The organism is Curtobacterium sp. PhB136, from assembly GCF_004346855.1.
Lineage (GTDB): Bacteria > Actinomycetota > Actinomycetes > Actinomycetales > Microbacteriaceae > Curtobacterium.
Genome location: NZ_SMGH01000004.1, coordinates 517,773 through 535,271 on the forward strand (window position 1 = coordinate 517,773; position 17,499 = coordinate 535,271).

Here is a 17,499-nt window from a genome sequence, read left to right on the forward strand (position 1 = left end):
GCACCTCTGCCACTGTTACGTGTTCGGCCCTACTCGAGGCGATGGAGTGCGATCCCGGCCGCTCGCTCCATCAAGTCGATCCGCTCATTCGCGTTCCGCAGGAATTCGTCGACCGTGGGTGCCACGATCACGGCGAACCCGAGGCGCGCGAAGAAGTCCTCGGGTGCTGCTTGGACGGCCTTGCCTGCGTGTGCCTCGAAGGCGTGCTCCCCGAGGGCACGCGCGACTGTCTCGTTTGGGAAGTCGGCCACGACCGTCCCCGCTTCGGCCGGGACGAAGAACACGATGCCGACGCCGGACGGACTCTCGGAAGGATAGGCGTGGTCTTTGTCGAGGTACGTGAGCAATAAGCTTTTGCCGCTCGCTCGTCGATGCAGGTACGGGATTTTGTCGCCGCCCGGGCGTGCTCCGACTTCGACCGGGAGAAGATCACCGTGATGTTCGAAGAACTCGAAGTGGAACGGCGATGTCGAGATACCCATGGCTCGCATAGTGGCTGCGACGGCGTCGACGTGTGCAGGCGTGGGAGCGACAGCGGGGTCGATGTAGTGCCCAAGCTCCTCGAAGAACGGACGCGATGTCTTGAACTTCGTAGTGAGCCCGATTACTGAGACTTCCCCGTCGCGGATGAAGCCCTCAAGGCTCCGCTCGGCGCCGTCCAGCACCCCCTCCAGGACGTACTGCTCGGCGTTCACGTTGTTGTCGCGCGCGAAATACCGCACCAGCTCGTCGTGTGAGGCGAGGAGCTCTACCCCGATGCTCGAGAAACCGTCGTCAGGTTTGACGATCAGCGGGTATTCGAGTGCGTCGTGGGCAAGCAGATCCGAGGGTGTCCCTTTGATGTTCCAGGGAGTATGGAGCCCCGCGACCTCGAAGGCCTTCCGAAGCGCACTCTTGCTCCGCACTGCCACCGCTTGCTCCGCGCTCAGGAAGTCGACTCCAATTGCTGCGAAGAAGCGCGCTGCCCACGGCAGCAGGCTTTCGATGTAGCAGATACCCCGCACTGCACCGTCTGGCAAGGCGGACTGCACACGGAGCGCTTCATCCTCCGGTGTTGCCGTGAAGTCGACGGACAGCAGACTTTCGATGAGAACGGCCTCTTCATTCGAAAGCGGGTCGTCATCCACGAGGATCGTCCGGACGCCAGCGTCTTTCAGTTCCTCAAGGTTGTAGCCTCGGTAGGCGAAATGCCCTTTGCCGACCACAACCACGTATTCAAAGCGTTTTGTTGCCCCCATGGGGCCTACAGTTCCACACGTCTGTGCATTGCGCAACTTCCGGCGTGTCCAGCTCGGGCGCCTGGACGATCGTTGACAGCATGCCGGTCCGGCATCCGACGTGGTTTCATCCAAGGTCGAGGCAGGAGGCCGTCGGGGCTTGCACCACCGGTAGACGCGCAGCCCTGGCAACGCGCCGGACCAAGGCGGAGTGTCCCACCGCGGGAGCATCTACCTCGTGGCCGCGCACGAACGGCGGCTACGGGTTGATGCGGGCACCCGTCACCGACGCGCCATGATCCACCGTGCGTCGTGACATCAAGGCACTAGAGGATTCCGCCGGATGGTGAGGCTCCGCGGTGGCGCTATCCGCCTGGAGGACTCGGCCAGCGAGATCCTGGTGGGGACGAAGTCGGTGATCAAACGCGTACACGTCGTAACGTCGAGCACGCACGCGCTGAACCTGTCGATGACGGCCGACGTCACGATCACCGCGCTCGGGGGTGACGTCCCCCGGTCCGGTCGCAGGTCCCATCAGGGGCCGCTAACTCGCCTAACCCCACTCTGACAAAGCCTTCATCGGGGTGACCGGCCTCGAGGCCGACTCAGGGGTAACCCCTTACGCACTTCTCGTGCTGCAGCGCTCACGCGGAACTGTCCGGAGTAGGGCGCTCAGCTGCTGCGGCTATCGTCCCCGCGGAGCCGGGCACGGCCGGCTGCGAGTGTGGTGTGGCTCATTGGGGCGGTGATCGGCACGCTCGCCTCACCGCGTCGTTGCACGATGCTGACGAACGCTCCCTCGACTTCGCCATCCGCTCGGATGGCCCCATGAACGAGGAACGGTTTCTGCGTTTCCTGCTGCGGCGGAACATCAACGGCGACGACACTCTTGCCGTTGGGTAGCGGGACGATGTTGAAACGCAGACCTGTCGGCAGCGGGTACAGGTGCCGGTCGAGGATGCCGCTGTAGCGTGCGACGATCCCGACCAAGTGGGGCGGCCAGGACTTCGTCTTGTTACCTCCGATCCTGGTTGCGCATGGGCCGTAGTGGAACTGCAGGAGGGGGTACCCCGCCTCAGGCCCGGCCAAGCCGCTTGGCGGCTCTCAACCGCGGGCGGGATCGTGCCGCACCCCGGCAATCCGCGTTCAAATGTCCTCTAGATCGAGGCTCGGGTTTGGATGCGTGCTCTCCCATGGTTCGGGTGCGCCGTGCAGCACCCGGATCATCACGTGATGCGTAGAACCGCCAGCGTCGTTCGGTACTTCAAGCACACCGATGCCGTTTCGGACAGCAGTAGTGATTTCCGCAACCGCTTCGTATTTGGTCTTGACAACGGTACTTTGCCGCTCTTCAAGTTCTGCGACGTCGAGGTAGTCGAATAGAAAAGCGCGAAGTGCCGGATCGGCAAGGTCGGCTCGAATGCAGCTTTGGATCATTTCCCAAAAAGCCTCCCGGTCGGCAGCTGCCGCGTCGGCGTTGGAGCGGTCGTGTGGGATGAGGAACGGCACGGGTTCGAGCAGATTTGCCCAGATAGACGGGAACATTGGTGCGACCCGCCTGAGCGCCTGCTCGTCATCTTCGTCGAGCGTAAGTCCAAGTTGCAGGCCTGGTAGTTCATCAACGAGGCGGCTGATGTATGGCTCATGGAGGCGTTTCGCGACGAAGCCGAGGTGACGAACCCGGATCCGCCGTTGCAGCAGGTACCTGATGAGAGCGGCGACGTCTGAGGCTGAGAGTTCGGCCGCTTGTCGAAGGCGCACCTCAGCGTCTAGCTCTTCACAGAACGACGCGGAGCTAAGTTCCTCGAAGATGTCGGGCGCATCGGACCGGCTGAGTACGCCGCCTCCGAAGAGGAGCCCCAGGGCTTGGAGACGCCTGTCATGTCGTGCCTCGTCGACAGCGTCTGTGTCGGAAGTTTCCCAAAGCGCACCCTGCAATACCTCCGCAAGCGCCGGCCGGAGGACGTCGATCTCCACTGTCAGGGGCGCAGATCCGTCCCCTCGGAGTATGGAGTATGAGTCGGGGCTCCATCGCAGAACCCAAGACCACGCAGCGTTGTAGTACGCCGGCTCGAGCGCTATCGGCCGTCGCCCGAACACGCTCTCCGCAGCGGAGGCAACTTCGACCTCATCGGCGAGCTCAGCGCTTCCGCGGGCCCTGCCGACGAGCACCGTTCCATCGATGACGAGCAGCCCAGCGTCACGTTGCCGGAGGATGTCCAAGCTCCCGGCAACGTTCCCGTTGACACCGTTCAGAGCGATCAGCACACCGACTGTCCGAGGGTTTTCGTGCCGACCAATGAACAACTTGCCGAGGAAGCGCTGCCAAGTGGGCATGTCAACAGTGTTGGCATACGCCTTCGCCTCGCACAGCACCGGCGTCGCCGTTGCTTGACCGAGAAGTACGGTGGACTGCACGGCGACGACGTCTAACTCGTTCCCGCCTGCGCCGATGATGTTCGCGCGAACGTTCTCGAACCCTTCGTCCGCAAGAGCAACCCGCACAAGAGTCTCGAGCTGCGTCCCCTTGTCTTTTGACGTCGTCCCAAGCACCAACATGTCAACGCCCTCCGCGTCCAGCTGTCTCTTACACCGTACGCACTCCTTCCGCCGACGATCACGCCGACTCCAGCGACCGCGCGGACCCTGCCGAAATTCGGTTCGAGCAGAGATCTTGGCCATCCGCCTTGCCCGCCCCAGCCCTCAGCCCACGTAGTCGGCGCTGCCGTCCCATCGACCCTCGACGGCGCCGGTCGCAAGTCCGCCCCAGGAGCCGTTGAGGATGTATAACGCCGGGCCTCGGAGCCGCCATGCGACACCGACCAGGTCCGCAACCAGTTGGACCATGCCGTCGAATGTTGTGGCGGTGATGTGCTGCTCGCCATCCGGTTGACGCTCAAGCCCTGCTAGTTCCCACCCGCCGCTGACAAGGTCCGCGCGGAGCATGTTGTGAACGAACCGGTTCCGAGTCGCATACAGCTTGTTCGCGGCGGTCAGCGTCGCATTGACCGCTCGCCGGCCCGCATCGTCGATGCCGTCCCGCTGGTCGAGGAGCGCTTTGCACTCCTTGACAATGGTCGTGATGTACCGCGGCGCATCGAGGAACGCATCGATCTCGTGACGTCCCCGCAGAGCAGCATGAACGAATCGGAGTGCCGCGTCGAGACTCGTCGTCTCCGCAGTCACCCCGCCGAGGAGGAGAACACGTTGGTCAGATGGCGAGAGCGTGCGCAGCTTGTTCAGGTCCGTGGATCTACCTTGCCATGCGACCGAAAAGGAGCGATGCCGGAAGTGTCTATTCGTCCGCGTCAAGAATCGGCGTCGCTGCGCCGGTTATGCAGCTGCGCGAGCGCCCGGCACGCCGCCTGCAGCTCGCGGGCTTGGTCTGCGTATGCGATCGCCGCGCCTGGTGTCGGGGTCTCCTTCGCGTGTGCAACTGCGTTCCGAAGGCGGCGGAGTTCGTTCGCTGTCTCGACAAAGAGGTCGTTGACTACCCCGGCACGTTCAAGGGCCGCCGCTGCAGCTGCAGCGTTCGTTGTGCGCGCCCCTGGAATGCTGATGTGCGCGAGGCCGACGATCTCCTCTGCCAACTTTTCCCATGAGCGCAACACGAGCGCCGACGGCTCGACCGGCCCGGACCGGACGTTGCCAGCTGCGTTGGAATCCTCCGGCTCTGGTTGTCCAGATGCGGCCTCAGCACCGTTTGCTGACGCCTGGAACTGTTCGAATGTCCGCTCCGCCTTCGCCAGGCCGTCACCGAATGTCGCCTCACCGCCGGGTACTTTGAGGTGCGTCAACCGGGCGACGAGGCCTGCCAGTTCAGTCCGGAACAGCAGCGCGGCGATGAGGACGACGCCGGGCCACGCCAGGGAGCGCACCAACGAGTCAACGAAACCGAGCCAAGACACATCCCCATCATGATCTACGCCGTTCGTGGCCGTCCGCAACGTAGCCCACTGGCGGGACGAGGACGGGACGTGGGTCGTACCGGTGTTGCATACCGCGATGGGCTCCCCGGTGCCGTCGTATGTGACCCCGGGGCTCGCGATCTGGTTCGCCGCGTTGTGAGTCAGCGTCTGGGTGGTCGGGACGGGACCGCGCGCGATGGTGGACTTTCAGACCTACACCTGCACGCGTCACGAGGGCCCGGATCCAGCTCAATCGTGGGCGGCCTGGAGTCAAGGCCGTCGGCGCTCATCGGTCTCGGTGGTGGTCTGGGTTTAATGGGGTACGACGCTGATGCCGAAGACCGCCGCGAAGTCGGTGACAGCTATGCGACTAGTGGCCGAGTGCCGTCGCCGCGGTCAAGGTGCCGACCCGCTCAATCATCGCACAGGAGGGTCGCCCGACGCCCCGGTTGCGAGTCAGCGAGTCAGGATGCTGGTCTGGTCGGCTGCCGTCTCGGCGGAACCCCTGAACAGGACGCAACGTAAGCTGCCCACGAGGCCCCATCCAGTGTCATCGTTGTTCGAGGAAGACTTATGCCCAGCGTAACCGTGCACGTGCCTATCAGCGGAATACCTGATCTCTTTCGTCGCGCAGTTGAAGCTGTTCCTAATGCGAACTTGATTGAAGTACTGCCTGACCGAGCGCTCGTCGGTCGTCGCACGACCGTCGCAATCCGGTCCGAGACAACCCGCTTCACGTTCCATGCGAAGGGAGAGGGTGTTTCTGAACTTCGCGTGCAATCGACCAATGGTGGCGTATTTGGCGTTGCTCGATACGACGGCGTCGTGCTCGAGACCGGCCGCCAAGTGCTCCAGGAACTGTCGCAGCTCGACTTAGAGGGAAGCCGGTAGTCCTTCAACGTCAACCTGCATCAGTCCCGGGCGAGGTTCATTCGCTGTGCGTGGTGCTCGCCGCACGTCCCAACCGCCTGCAGATCGGTACGAGGGCTCGAGTGCACACCTCGTGACACGATCGCGGCCAGACGACGAGACACTGTCAGCTGAGATAGTGCAGGAAGAACTCTCCCAGAGCGGTCGGAGGTGTCGCCATGGGCCTTGAGATGGGCGCGGCGTGGCAGGACACGGTCGCCTTCTACGCGTCGGCCGATCGCCTCGCACGTGCGGGTGCCGGCGCCGATAAACTCGTCGCTGAACTGCTCGATCTCTGGAGCAGTCGCTCAGATGGCATTCTGACCGTCTTCGAGCACGGGTCGGCGACGTATCTGTTCGAGGTCGCCGCGGGCACCGTTCCGGATCGGACTCTTGCCTGTGTCGGTGTTCCCCCTCGCGAGGTTGATGCTCGGGACGCTTCCTACCAGGCTGGTTTCCCTCTGCTGCAAAGCGGCCGTCCCGTTGATCGTGGTCATCTCATGCCGCACAGCGGCGGCGGCCTCTTCGGGCCGAACATCTTCCGGCAGGATCGAGCGTTGAACCGGGGGTTGTCCCTCGACGGTCGACGGTACCGAGACACGGAACGAACTGCCGTGGCACGACAGTCGATGTACTTTGCGGCGTTGCGGTATGCGGATGCGTCGGATCACCCGGCGGTGATTGAGACCGGGACGATTACCGCCGAGGGTGTCAACGCACAGGCGTATCGGAATCGGTTCGACGTGGCCGTGACTGCCTCGTACCCACCTCCAGCAGACAGGCAATGCGCTGCTCACGCAGTCCTGGACACGCTCACCTCTGCCCAGCTTGGCGATGTGGGCGAAGAAGTGGTTCGAATGCACCTGGAGAGGCTGGACGTTCCGATCGTCGCCGTCGGCGACTCTCCGACGGAAGGCAAGACCTCGATCTTGTGGTCCTGATCGACGACGAGCTCACCGTGGTAGAGGTGAAGACTCGCTACCTTGCGAGCATCGCCGGCACGTTCACCCGGGCAGGAAACCTTCGCCGTCCGCGACTGAGCAGGCGAGGCCTCCACCATCAGAGCAGCGCCGACTACAACGCTGACCGGTTAACGTCCCTCCTGGACGTCGATGGTGTCGCTGCTGCCCGTGTCTACACGGTCGACTTGCAAACGGGGTTCCTGCAATGGTTCCCGGTCGATGACGCCGGGCGGCTGCGCGCACCCTACGAGGGACCGTCGGCGTGCACGGACATGCTGCCGGAAGCGATCGACGTGCTCCGGGCCGCCGGTCGGCTCTGACCTTCAGGTTGCGTCAGCTTCCTACCCACCGGCCACTGCGGCTCCACGGAACGTACTCGACCGTCAGCCGAATGTGCCCCGTCCGCGCTGTCGAGCGTCGCCGCCGCCAAAGCGACCCTGCTGGCCACGTTCGCGGCCGACGCATCGTTGCCGCCGGTGCGCGTCGTATCACGACCCCGTTGGCAGGATGCCACAAATCCGGTACGATTTTGTGTCATGAGCCAAGTGACGAGCCCCGGAGCCGAGTTGCGTGCGCTGCCGGCTGGTTCGTACGTCCGAATCGCCGATCTGCGGCATGGGTCATCAACTGCAAAGCGCAGTGCTCTCTCACACGCGGTCCGCTCTGGTGACCTGGTTCGCCTGCATGCTGGCTTGTACTTCAAGGGTGAGCGAACTCGTTTCGGTATGACACGGCCACGGCTGGAGGACATCGCGTTCGCGGTGCTGGGGACCTCCGGCACCGGCCCCGCCGAGTACAGTGCCGCCCGATATCTTGGGCTGACGACGCAGGTTCCGAAAGCGGTGCACGTTGCCACGGTCGGCCACCCACCGGACTCTTTAGTGAAGGGCGTTGAAGTTCACACGCGACGCAATCGCGCACGGTTGGACTTGAACCGCTCGGAAATCGCCGTGTTAGAGGTCCTACGCGACCCGGGGAACTTTGTCGAGCGGGGATGGGCGGCACTGGTTGACGCGGTCCGCTCTCGGATCTCCGATGGCGATGTTCGTATCGATCGGTTACGAACTGCCGCCGATAGTGAGCACTCTCGCGCTACGCATGCGAACGCTGGCCGGCTGCTCGCTGACATCGGTGTGGCCTGATGGGCCAACTTCGCGGCAGTTCTGACCTCGCCGCGTTGGTTCCGATCGTGGCAGACGCGCTCAGCATCCCTGAGGCGTACGTGGAGAAGGACTTCTGGGCCACAGAGGCCCTTCGAGCGCTGACCCAGTACGCCGACGGCGCCGGAGCGCCCGCAATCTTCAAAGGCGGCACCAGCCTCAGCAAGGCGTGGAAGCTCACCGAACGATTCTCCGAAGACATCGACATCATCCTCGACTTCCCCGATGATATGAGCGGCGGCCAAAGAGAGCGACTCCTGAAAGGCGTCCCTGACGCCGTTGACGCACACCTCGACTTAGGGGCCGGCGCCTATCGTTCCGCTAATCAGAAACGGGCCGTGGCAAGGAACGTATTCGTTACGTATCCGATTCTGCACCCCGCGGACTCCGCGGAGGTGAAGCCCGAGGTTCTGCTCGAAATCGGCAGCCGAGGAGCACCCACTCCGAACGAGAGCGTTGACATCCTTTCCTTCGTCGCCGAGTACCTCCTCGGGCAAGGGTCAACACCTGCCGACTTCGACGAGCTGACGCCGGTGCAGTCGCATGTGCTCGTGCCGGAACGCACGCTCATCGAGAAGGTGGCGCTGCTGGCGAACCGGGACGCTCGATACCAGTCGGGTGAGACGACTGCCTTCGAGGGCCTCGGTCGGCACCTGTACGACGTGCACGCTCTGTTGACCGACGCGAGCACCAGGGGAAGCGTTGCCTCGCTGGGGGCCCACGGAATTCGGGCGGTCGCCGACGACGTGCACGATCGGAGCATCGCTGCGAACTGGTCGAGCGTGGCGCGACCGGAAGGGGGTTGGATCGCTACGGCCGAGTGCTTCACTCCGAATAGCGCGTCGTCCGATGCTTTGGCAGCCGCGTACGTGAAGGCTGCGCCGATGATTTACGGGGATGCGCCGTCCTTCACCGCATGCGTCGAAGTCGTCCGAACCTACGCTGACGTCATCTGACCCGGCCCGCCGCCGTTGATCTCGTCGTTCGCTCCGGCACCGTCCTGGACGAACGAACGAACGACGTCCGACCGCGTCCCGCAGCAGAAGGGAACGCCGCTGAAGGACCATGCCGCGTGGGGGCTATACGTGGCGGTAACCCGCGCACGGCACACTGCCGCGTTCATCCTCCCCAAACCTGGCGGCAGTGCACTGCAGTACTGAAAGCCGTCCTCCTGACCCTCTTCCCTGGTGCGCGCGATGGGACTGGCAATCAGGACCCGCTCCCACCCGATCGGCGGTACCAGCCGATGCCGTAGTTGACGCAGGTAGCAAGACCTACGACGACCGCTACGACGGAGCCGACCACCTTCCAATCCGTATGCATAAAGGCTTCCACCGCTGGTGGGGACGTCAACACGCCAACCGCGGCGACCCCGACCGTGATTACCCAAAGGCCTACCACCGGGATACGTGGCATCGGGTCCGACGGGCGCGTTACCGTCGCCTCTTCCGCTGCCGGCAGCGGCGCGGGGCGCTGCAACGCCTCGGCGATGGCGTCCACCCACTCCGCAAACCACACCGCCGGCGGTAACGAATCAGGCGCTAGTAGACGCCGCGCTCGAACATCTAAAAGCGGCTGCAGACGAAGCGCCCACGCGTTCTCGGCGGCCCGCTCCGACGCGCTGGTTGAGGTGGCCGGGTACCGGTTTCGCAGCAGTCGTTCGATTCGACGGGTCGCGGTCATCACCCGCTCTTCGACGACCTCCGCGGGCGTCCCGTCGCGGCGAGCTCGGCGGATGAGTCGTGCGTACATACCGACGAGGAGCGTCAGCTGCCACTCAAACGGTGTCCGCTTCAACCACGCCCGCTGCTGCAATGCGACGGTCGAAGCGAACACGGAGAAGTTCAGCAGCAGCAGCAACGTCGGCAGCGCCCAGTAGACCCGCACCAGCTCCGCCCCCATAGACACCGACACGACCAGGAACACCACCGCGACCACGAGCAACAGGGCGGCGAGCAGTGCCGGAAGGGCAAAGACCCGATCCGATGCTGCGTCCGCCGTCCGCGCCGGACCCCACCAACGTCGTTCGAACCGCCGCCATGCTCGACCGGGCAGCAGACTCAGCTGCGGCACCGCCGCCCCGATTGGCCGGATGCAGGTCGGCAGGCGAGCAAAGAACCGTTCGCGAGCTGTCGTTGACGCTCGCACGGTCGGCGGCTGGACCAAGCTGTATGCGAGTGCGGCCGCCGGGCACCACAGCCCGACGAGGACCGCTTCGGTGACGACTAGCCCACCGACCGCCCCGTTGATGATCTCCACGTACTCCCCGTCCCCCGAACGCTGCCCTGATGACCGTAGTGGACCGGTGCGGCGGTTTCCGAACACCGTCCGACCGGTCTCGCCGCGATCGTGGGACCCACGACAGGATCCGCTTCGCCCGCGGCGCCTCGGACGCCTCTCGTCCTCAGCTCAGAGGCCCCGCGACGAGCAGCCCGTTGGCATGGAACGAGTCCTACTGCTTCCGCGGACAGTGACGTCGGCACAATTGGCGCGGGCTCGGACAGTCACTCGCGCGGCACTGACTGACCCTCTGCCGGGAGGGCGGCGTCCGCACCTGCAGAACGTGGCCCCAGGCGTTTCGACCGCCGAGCAGCAGCGACACGCTGTGCACTGTTCCGGCGATGTGGCCAGCTCAGCGAGCTGTCGTGGTCGCTGCCCTGGCCGACGTTGCCCCTAGTGTGATCATGTGCCTCGAAAGAACAGCATCAGCGCGCGAGTGCGCAGCGACCTCGCGGAATGGCTGACGGTCAGCAGGTTCCATTGGGCAGGGGTCGAGGATGAAGACGCTTTCCTCGCCCGGTTGTATGACCTGAAGTCGAAGCCGTCAACCGACTCCCGATCCCGGTATCCCACTGCGGCGGAAGACATTCACCAGCATCGGGTTCGGAACACGACCGATTGGCCGGACGATTGGGTGTTCACCGACTCACGGTTCAACCTGCTCCACTGCTCGGATGAGGAGTTCCTGGCGTTTCTGGCTGCCACAGTGCGTCCGATGACGCAGCGTAATCCCGATACCGCAGCCGTGATGGTCGACGGGTACAACGAGCAGCTGCGACCCCTCGGTTGGTCGTTGACCGAGGCACGTCGTATCGGCGAGAACATCTACTACGAGGCACGGAAGGTGACCGGCGTGCACGACCCGGCGAAGGTCGTCGTCGCCGGTCCGAACATCATCGATCGTCGTGTTCTCGACGAGCAGCTTGAACGGCTCCGACGCGACATCGATTCGGATCCGGCGGCGGCAATTGGGCAGTGCAAGGAACTGCTCGAGTCGCAGTTGAAGCTCGTTCTCCGTAGTTTCAGCATCGAAGTCAACGACCGTGACGACCTTCCCGGCTTGTATGGGGAAGCGGCCCGTGCGCTGGGGATCCACGGCGAAGCGGTGCCCGGTGACAGGCGCGGGTCCGACGCTGTTAAGGGCATGCTGCGGAACCTCGCCTCCCTTGTCCGCAACGTCGCAGAGGCACGCAACAGTATGGGTACTGGTCACGGGCGTGCCGACACGAGTTCAGCGGAACGACGCCACGCACGGCTCGTGTTCAACACGACCGTGGCTGTGACCGAGTTCGTCGCCGACACATGGGCTTCTCGGTCCGAGACGGATTGAGTTCGGCGGTCAGGCCGTGCTTCAGCTGGTTCCGATGAATCGGCCTACACGTCGTGTCTCGGAACCCGGGGCGACGTCGATACCGCCTGCGGACATGACTTAGATGGACTCGGTGTACTTGCGAACGACTGGCGGTCACCCGTCGACGGTGAACGCCGTTTTCGCCAGGCCGGCCGTGCGCCGCAACACAGGGTTTTGTTGCACAGCGGTGACGAGCCGGTCATTGGGGACGCCCAGTTCGTGCAGCAGGTTGAGGACGACGACTCCGGCGGTTGTATCCGCGACGGCACGCAGCTCCGTCAGCGCTTGAGGAGATGTTCCAACGTGCGCGATCTTGTTCCGTGCCCCGGTCGCCGTTTTCGCCCACCCGCCGATGTCACCGACTAGCAGGGAACCAGCTGGTCCGACCCGTTCTGCGAGGTTGATGAGCCGTTCCCGCAGGTTCGGAACGTTCGCATGTTCGCTGAACCGTTCAGACAGCCATTGTTTCCTGAGCGGGCTGAGGGCAAGGATCTTCGCCCGCAAGTCCTTGAACTCGGCCTTCGGGATTGGCGGTTCCGGCTGCAACGCTCGGTGCATCGCTTCCGCCGCTGAAACCGCGGTGATTACCCGGTTCTCCAGGTAGCCGCCCGGCACGTACTGCAGGCCGAGGATCATGCTTCTCGCTGCGGAGAACTTTTCGCGGACCTCGAGCCATCGCGGCATCAACGTCTCGAACGGTTCGTCGTTCACGGTGAGGACGAAATCTTCGAACGCTTCCGCGGGTTCCTCCGGCTCCGCCGCGACCACCATGCGTTGGAATACATCCACTTGAGTGCGCATCTGCGCGTAGGGGCTACCTTCCGGGTATCGGTCCGGTGTCGGCGCAAGGTAGACCCGGAATTGAATGAGCCCACACGCGCGCATCGCTGACAGCGACAGCAGGTCCACCACGCTCGCAGCAAGGTTCGTGTAGTACCCCAGCGGTTGCGGCGCCGAGGCGATGAACTCCACCGAGGCGTGTTCTCGCACCCGGGACACGCGCTCTGCTCGGCTGTTGACTGTGAAGGGTTGGCTGCTGACATGGTGCAGTTTCACAGTGACGGTGCTGCTTTCCGCGACGATGGCGGGCAGCCGACGGATTGTGATTTCTCCGCTTCGCTTCGTGTCGTCTTTGCCGAATCGGTGCTGCCCTCCGATGCCGGTGCGGGCGGACCACCCGGTGAGGTTCTCTGCGGTAACAGCGCCAGCGACGAAAACTGCGTCGCCCTCTCCTCGCAAGTGGCATCCGATAAGGACGGTCGCCGGGTGCAGGTGCAGCACGTCGGGGCCGTCGACTTCTTTGAGCTGGTTGTACGTCGTCCGGGCAGTCTTGAGCTGCACGTCCAGGAGCGTGACTCGTCGACCATCACTTACGGCGCCAAGGATTACCGGCCAATCCCGTGTCTGCCCGCCGAGGGAGATAGGGCCGTCACCGTCAGGGACCCTGAGGTCGTACTCCCAGCCGCCAATGAGTCGCAGCTCCGCTCCACTCTCCGGATCGAATGTGAGCACACCGGAGACCTTCTGCGCGGGGTCTTCGGGTTGCCACCATGTCCCGACCCATTCCTGCTTGTCGCTCAGCAGCACATCTCGCGTCATACCGTCATCCTGCCGTTAAACAGCGACCGCGGTGAGGACGCTAGGTTCAGAGATCTTGCGCCAGGACGGGCGGCTGGGGACCCAGTCATTTGTGCCACCGTTCGCTGTCTTCCCACTTGCGGCGACGCTTTCGTGCCGCTCGCGTCTCGGAGGTGACCCATGCTCCGTCGCGTCGTCGTTCGTAGCCGAGTGCCAGGAGCAGCTGCCGGGCGCTCTCGGGTCGGATCCGGAGCAATTTCGCCAGGTTGGCCGCTTGCCATGCGTCTTCGCTGTCGATGAATTGTCGGATAGCCCATGGCTGACTGAGTCCGCCACTTTCGAGCGTCTGGACTGCCGCACGAACCTTCCGAAGTGTTGACTGCTTGCGCCACCGCTTACGCCCGAGTGCCCACGCGCCGTAAGCCACTGTGCCGATATCGACGCCGTGGTCGAGCAGGAATGCGCCAAAGTCCAGAACGTAGGATCCGTCGCCGAGCCCCATCGGCGCGATCACGATGACCCGCGTGTTCGGACCGTTTCCGAACCTGCCCGCGGATCGGCGGAGGTCGGCGACGGTGAGGTCGGACATGAGCCCTCCGTCGGCAATGACCGACCCGTCAGCGCGGACGCCGTGGATCAGGCCGTACGCATCCCAATTCCGCGTCCACGCCCTCGGGACGTTGTCAGCCGCATCTGCGCCGGGGAGGACGACGTGCAGGACCTCCGTCCCGAGCTGTCCGTAGTACTGCACCGTCTCAATGGAAGGGTCTGTCGAACGAAGCGCCTCCACGACAGCGTCATGCACCTTGACGTTGGCGCCGTGCACACGATGCGTCGGCATGGTCGCGATCGCTTGTTCCATCGACCAGTCCATCTCTGACGTTCGCGGCGTCGAGAAGATGCAGACGTCGAGGTACGGCTCTTCGGTCGGAGACGATTTCACGCGCCACGTTCCTCGAAGTCGATCGCGTCGAGAAGCGCGTGCAGTTCCGGTTCGTCGTCGAGCGCCAGCGGTGTTAACGTCTTGGCCGCCCCAACTTGCTTGAGCTGCAGTTCAGTGCTCACGTCGTTGAGGATTCGCGCTGGCTCGATGGTTTCCCATTGCACGCCTTCCAATCGGCTTCGCTCGAATCTGGCGGCGATGAGCACGTCTGCGTGCCGAGCTCCGTAGGCGTCTCGTTCCGGGGTCGTAGCGGCGACGATGCGGAGGGCTTGTAGCCCAGGGGCCACGGCGAAGGCTTCCTTGACGGTCACGAGGATGCAGCCAGCCACGGCGGTGGCGTGCCATGAAGCCGCTTCCTTCTTCGGCACCGCTTTGATCGTGGGCCGACCAGTCGGGGTGACGTCGGGTTTCTTCTGCGGCATGCCGGCGAGGGTCGGCACGATGACGACAAGCGCCGCTTCATCGCCGGTGACACCGATCGGCGCCGCTGCAGCGTCGTTGTCCTCGAAGGCCGTCGCGAGAGCAGCCATCACCGTCTGCGGGTCGTTCGCGGTGAGACGCTCCCATTCCTCGTCGTGCTGGCGCTGCTTTTTCGCCTGCTGACGTGCGCTTTCACGGCGCCGGCTTTCAACTTCCTGCTGCGCGTCGACGGCGGCCCGAGCAAGTGCGTCCTTCCGGCGAGCTCGAGCGAAGAAGCTGATTCCTTTCAGCTTCTCCTTCTGATGCCGCTTCAGCACATCAGCCTCATACACCGGTGCTGCCGGCGGTTCCACTAGCCGTTGCGCCGGCCGGAAGCTCTCCCGGTGCAGGCCTGCGATCCGCTTGTACACATCGACGAGTTGCTCGGCGGCTTCCGCACGACTCGACGCTGCGACCGACCGGGTGACCGATCCGGACGAGCTCCGGCGGCCGACACCAAGGCTGGTGGAATACGTCATGGGCCCCACACCGGAAGAAAAACCGGTCGCACCGCCGCCGACATGCACACGCGCCGCACGCGGACCGATACTCGTCCGCACGCCGCGACTGGAAACGCGAACCCGTACGCCGGGTGCCATCCGCACTGAAAACCCCATAGCCGCAGCCTAGATCGATGACGTGCATCGCACGCTCAACGACGGCCGTCCCGGCCGTGGCGCACGCTGCCATCCGCTGGCGCCACGGGAGCGGTTGCACATACGCTCCTAACGAGAGGAGATAGATCATGCCGAACACCACATCGAATCCTCCTCCCGGGTCACGGTGGAAGACCGTTGCCGTATGGTGCGGCGGTGTTCTGACCGCCCTCCTCGTCACATACATCACCTACATCGCCGGGTGGAACGGCACCCCGAGCGACTCTTCGGAGAACAGCGCAACGCGCAGCAGCGCCCACTCTGCCCCGAGCACCTCCGGCCCACGAGCGAGCGAGCCGTCGGAAGGAACCCAGGCGCCGTCACCGCAACCGGCAGTTCAATATCTCGCGTCGCTGGCCCCGATCGACACATCCACCGATGTCGACCCAGCCGAGATCGTCCCCATCGGCGGGACGACATACCCCCACAGCGTCCAATACTCGTGTTTCACTTTCTGCAACGACCCGAACGGTGTTATCGAATACAACCTCGGGAAGAAGTTCACCCGATTCACCGTCACGGTCGGCGGTGACGATAACGCTGAGGCTGCGGCAGGAACCGGCTACTTCGCCGTGTACCTTGACGGGACCCTAGCCACCCAAGTGTCGGTCAACAACGGAGAGCCCAAGGAAATCAGCGTGCCTGTTACCGGTGTGCTCCGACTGCGACTGGAGGTGGGCGGTTCGAAGACCCCGGACAGCCCTATGCAGGCTGGTGTGAACGCCGCAGGTGGGTTGTCCGAGACGCTTCCCGACTTAGTTTGGGGAAGCCCGAAGCTCTACACCGGTTGAAGCCTCAACGGTGATGTTCATCATCTGCAGGGCAATGCGCTTAACCATGGTCGTACACGTCGCCGTAGTCTGATTCAATCCAGAGCACGTGGAACACGTCCCCTGCCTTGAATCCGACGAAGGGCAGGTTCTCCTGATGACGGAACACCATGTATTTGCTTTGTTCAAGTGCTTCCGGGACTGCTGGCCGGATCTGTTTCTTCGGCATCATCTCGAAACCGAGACCGTGTTTGGACTGTAAGGTCAACTCGGTCCAGGAGAACCTGGATCGCTTTGCCCATTTGATCAGAAACGCAGACCGCTGTTCAACGGTCATGGCTTCCACGTCGAATCGTGGCTGCACGTGCCGCAGCGAGAGCACTGGGTGTCCTTCCGCAGGCACCGGAGGTGTCGGCAGGGTGGTGGCATCCACTGCAGGTCGCTTGGATCGTCGCTTGTCGCGCCTATCCCCCATCGGTTACGCCGCTGCGAAGAACGATCGAAGCGCGTCCTGGCCGATCACCGCGTTCCGCTCGTCGGCGTTGAACGCTTCAACCCATGGCGCTTCGCGATGGGTCTTGTCACGCAGCGCCCACGCGGAGTACACGCCGTACGTCAGCCAAACGTTCGCGAGGTGCTGCTGCACGTCCGAGTAGTTCGACCAGTCAAACGAGCGCAGTACGCCTTCGGGTTCAATCGGCGCAGCACCGAACGCTTTGAACGCGCGGTAGACGGCAGGCACAACCGGACCGTGCCCCCACGCTTCGATCTCGTCGCTGAACAACGGTTCGCCTGTTCGGCCCAGATGCTGACCCTGCGCGTAGTACAGCAGCTTCTGCAGCTTGAGGTTGCTCAGTTCAGCGTCTTCCGCGTCGGCCCAGGCAAGGAACCATTTTGCGACGTCAAGTGCCGTGTGCATGCGTGCAACCGCTCCTTCGTGCCATCAGACGGTGCTTACAGGTACTGTAACGGTCCCTCCCGCGTCCTATTCCGACGCAGCACCCATATGCGGCGAAGGACGCCGTTGTCACTGGCCGCCCTCGAAGCACTCGGAACAGTGCTGCAGCGTCCGCTACGGCAACCCGTTCGTCGACGGGCAGCGTGACTTCAGCGACACCTTCGATTCTGTCCCGCCTCGGTTTCAGTGGAGGCTCGGTAGTGCCGCTTCGACGGTAGTGGGAGCGAGGTTATGGCGGCAGCCCTGCTGGTGCGCCGCAACGCGCCTTGTCGCGTGCTCGGATCACGACGTGCTTCCACCGGAGCCGAACCGCTCGCTCCCGGAGCTCCTCCGGCTACTTCCTCCACG

At 63.8% G+C, this 17,499-nt stretch carries 18 protein-coding genes; 7 read left to right on the plus strand and 11 right to left on the minus strand.

Features of this window, described 5'->3' with window-relative positions:
• Positions 1–29: 29 nt before the first annotated feature.
• From EDF27_RS02470 to EDF27_RS02490, 5 genes are all read right to left on the minus strand, one after another.
• On the minus strand, positions 30–1,238 hold the full coding sequence (locus EDF27_RS02470; protein ID WP_165931326.1) for an ATP-grasp domain-containing protein: 1,209 nt from the start codon (positions 1,236–1,238) through the stop codon (positions 30–32).
• Positions 1,239–1,889: 651 nt separating this feature from the next.
• On the minus strand, positions 1,890–2,207 hold the full coding sequence (locus EDF27_RS02475; protein ID WP_132047095.1) for a hypothetical protein: 318 nt from the start codon (positions 2,205–2,207) through the stop codon (positions 1,890–1,892).
• Between the two features lie 156 nt (positions 2,208–2,363).
• A complete protein-coding gene (locus EDF27_RS02480; RefSeq protein WP_132047097.1) occupies positions 2,364–3,776 on the minus strand; it encodes a hypothetical protein in 1,413 nt (470 codons plus the stop codon).
• A gap of 144 nt (positions 3,777–3,920) precedes the next feature.
• The gene (locus EDF27_RS02485) at positions 3,921–4,403 is read right to left on the minus strand and encodes a hypothetical protein (protein WP_132047099.1); all 483 of its coding nucleotides are present in this window, start codon (positions 4,401–4,403) and stop codon (positions 3,921–3,923) included.
• 122 nt (positions 4,404–4,525) lie between these two features.
• On the minus strand, positions 4,526–5,125 hold the full coding sequence (locus EDF27_RS02490; protein WP_132047101.1) for a hypothetical protein: 600 nt from the start codon (positions 5,123–5,125) through the stop codon (positions 4,526–4,528).
• Between the two features lie 573 nt (positions 5,126–5,698).
• On the opposite strand from EDF27_RS02490, the gene EDF27_RS02495 reads away from it, so the two are divergent.
• The 5 genes from EDF27_RS02495 (at position 5,699) to EDF27_RS02515 (ending at position 9,112) form a co-directional block, all read left to right on the plus strand.
• The gene (locus tag EDF27_RS02495) at positions 5,699–6,016 is read left to right on the plus strand and encodes a hypothetical protein (RefSeq protein ID WP_132047103.1); all 318 of its coding nucleotides are present in this window, start codon (positions 5,699–5,701) and stop codon (positions 6,014–6,016) included.
• Between the two features lie 197 nt (positions 6,017–6,213).
• Positions 6,214–6,975: a hypothetical protein gene (locus tag EDF27_RS02500; RefSeq protein ID WP_132047105.1), complete on the plus strand. Its 762-nt coding sequence runs from the start codon at positions 6,214–6,216 to the stop codon at positions 6,973–6,975.
• Positions 6,966–7,316 carry a hypothetical protein gene (locus EDF27_RS02505; RefSeq protein WP_132047107.1) on the plus strand — a complete coding sequence of 117 codons (351 nt, stop codon included), beginning with the start codon at positions 6,966–6,968 and terminating at the stop codon, positions 7,314–7,316. Before EDF27_RS02500 ends, EDF27_RS02505 begins: the two co-directional genes overlap by 10 nt.
• A gap of 216 nt (positions 7,317–7,532) precedes the next feature.
• Positions 7,533–8,138: a DUF6088 family protein gene (locus tag EDF27_RS02510; protein ID WP_132047109.1), complete on the plus strand. Its 606-nt coding sequence runs from the start codon at positions 7,533–7,535 to the stop codon at positions 8,136–8,138.
• A gap of 47 nt (positions 8,139–8,185) precedes the next feature.
• Positions 8,186–9,112 (plus strand): nucleotidyl transferase AbiEii/AbiGii toxin family protein, encoded by a 927-nt coding sequence (locus tag EDF27_RS02515; RefSeq protein WP_165931327.1) that lies wholly within the window; start codon positions 8,186–8,188, stop codon positions 9,110–9,112.
• A 253-nt stretch (positions 9,113–9,365) separates the two neighbouring features.
• Here EDF27_RS02515 and EDF27_RS02520 read toward each other — a convergent pair whose 3' ends face one another.
• Positions 9,366–10,415 (minus strand): hypothetical protein, encoded by a 1,050-nt coding sequence (locus EDF27_RS02520; protein ID WP_132047113.1) that lies wholly within the window; start codon positions 10,413–10,415, stop codon positions 9,366–9,368.
• A 457-nt stretch (positions 10,416–10,872) separates the two neighbouring features.
• On the opposite strand from EDF27_RS02520, the gene EDF27_RS02525 reads away from it, so the two are divergent.
• Positions 10,873–11,766, plus strand: a complete 894-nt coding sequence (locus tag EDF27_RS02525) for an abortive infection family protein (RefSeq protein WP_132047115.1) — start codon at positions 10,873–10,875, stop codon at positions 11,764–11,766.
• Between the two features lie 135 nt (positions 11,767–11,901).
• On the opposite strand, the gene EDF27_RS02530 is transcribed toward EDF27_RS02525, so the two are convergent.
• The 3 genes from EDF27_RS02530 to EDF27_RS02540 form a co-directional block, all read right to left on the minus strand.
• Positions 11,902–13,386, minus strand: a complete 1,485-nt coding sequence (locus EDF27_RS02530) for a HEPN domain-containing protein (protein WP_132047117.1) — start codon at positions 13,384–13,386, stop codon at positions 11,902–11,904.
• A gap of 85 nt (positions 13,387–13,471) precedes the next feature.
• A complete protein-coding gene (locus tag EDF27_RS02535; RefSeq protein ID WP_132047120.1) occupies positions 13,472–14,308 on the minus strand; it encodes a hypothetical protein in 837 nt (278 codons plus the stop codon).
• Entirely contained in the window at positions 14,305–15,384 is a 1,080-nt protein-coding gene (locus tag EDF27_RS02540; RefSeq protein ID WP_132047122.1) for a DUF4236 domain-containing protein, read from the minus strand. The genes EDF27_RS02535 and EDF27_RS02540 overlap by 4 nt, the downstream gene beginning before the upstream one ends.
• Before the next feature lie 128 nt (positions 15,385–15,512).
• Here EDF27_RS02540 and EDF27_RS02545 point away from each other — a divergent pair, with 128 nt between their 5' ends.
• Positions 15,513–16,214 (plus strand): NPCBM/NEW2 domain-containing protein, encoded by a 702-nt coding sequence (locus EDF27_RS02545; RefSeq protein ID WP_132047124.1) that lies wholly within the window; start codon positions 15,513–15,515, stop codon positions 16,212–16,214.
• 40 nt (positions 16,215–16,254) lie between these two features.
• Here the strand turns inward: EDF27_RS02545 and EDF27_RS02550 are convergent, their stop codons facing one another.
• Together EDF27_RS02550 and EDF27_RS02555 are read right to left on the minus strand one after the other, a co-directional pair.
• Positions 16,255–16,626: a hypothetical protein gene (locus EDF27_RS02550; protein WP_132047126.1), complete on the minus strand. Its 372-nt coding sequence runs from the start codon at positions 16,624–16,626 to the stop codon at positions 16,255–16,257.
• 45 nt (positions 16,627–16,671) lie between these two features.
• The gene (locus EDF27_RS02555; protein WP_132047128.1) at positions 16,672–17,112 is read right to left on the minus strand and encodes a type II toxin-antitoxin system antitoxin SocA domain-containing protein; all 441 of its coding nucleotides are present in this window, start codon (positions 17,110–17,112) and stop codon (positions 16,672–16,674) included.
• Between the last annotated feature and the right edge of the window lie 387 nt (positions 17,113–17,499).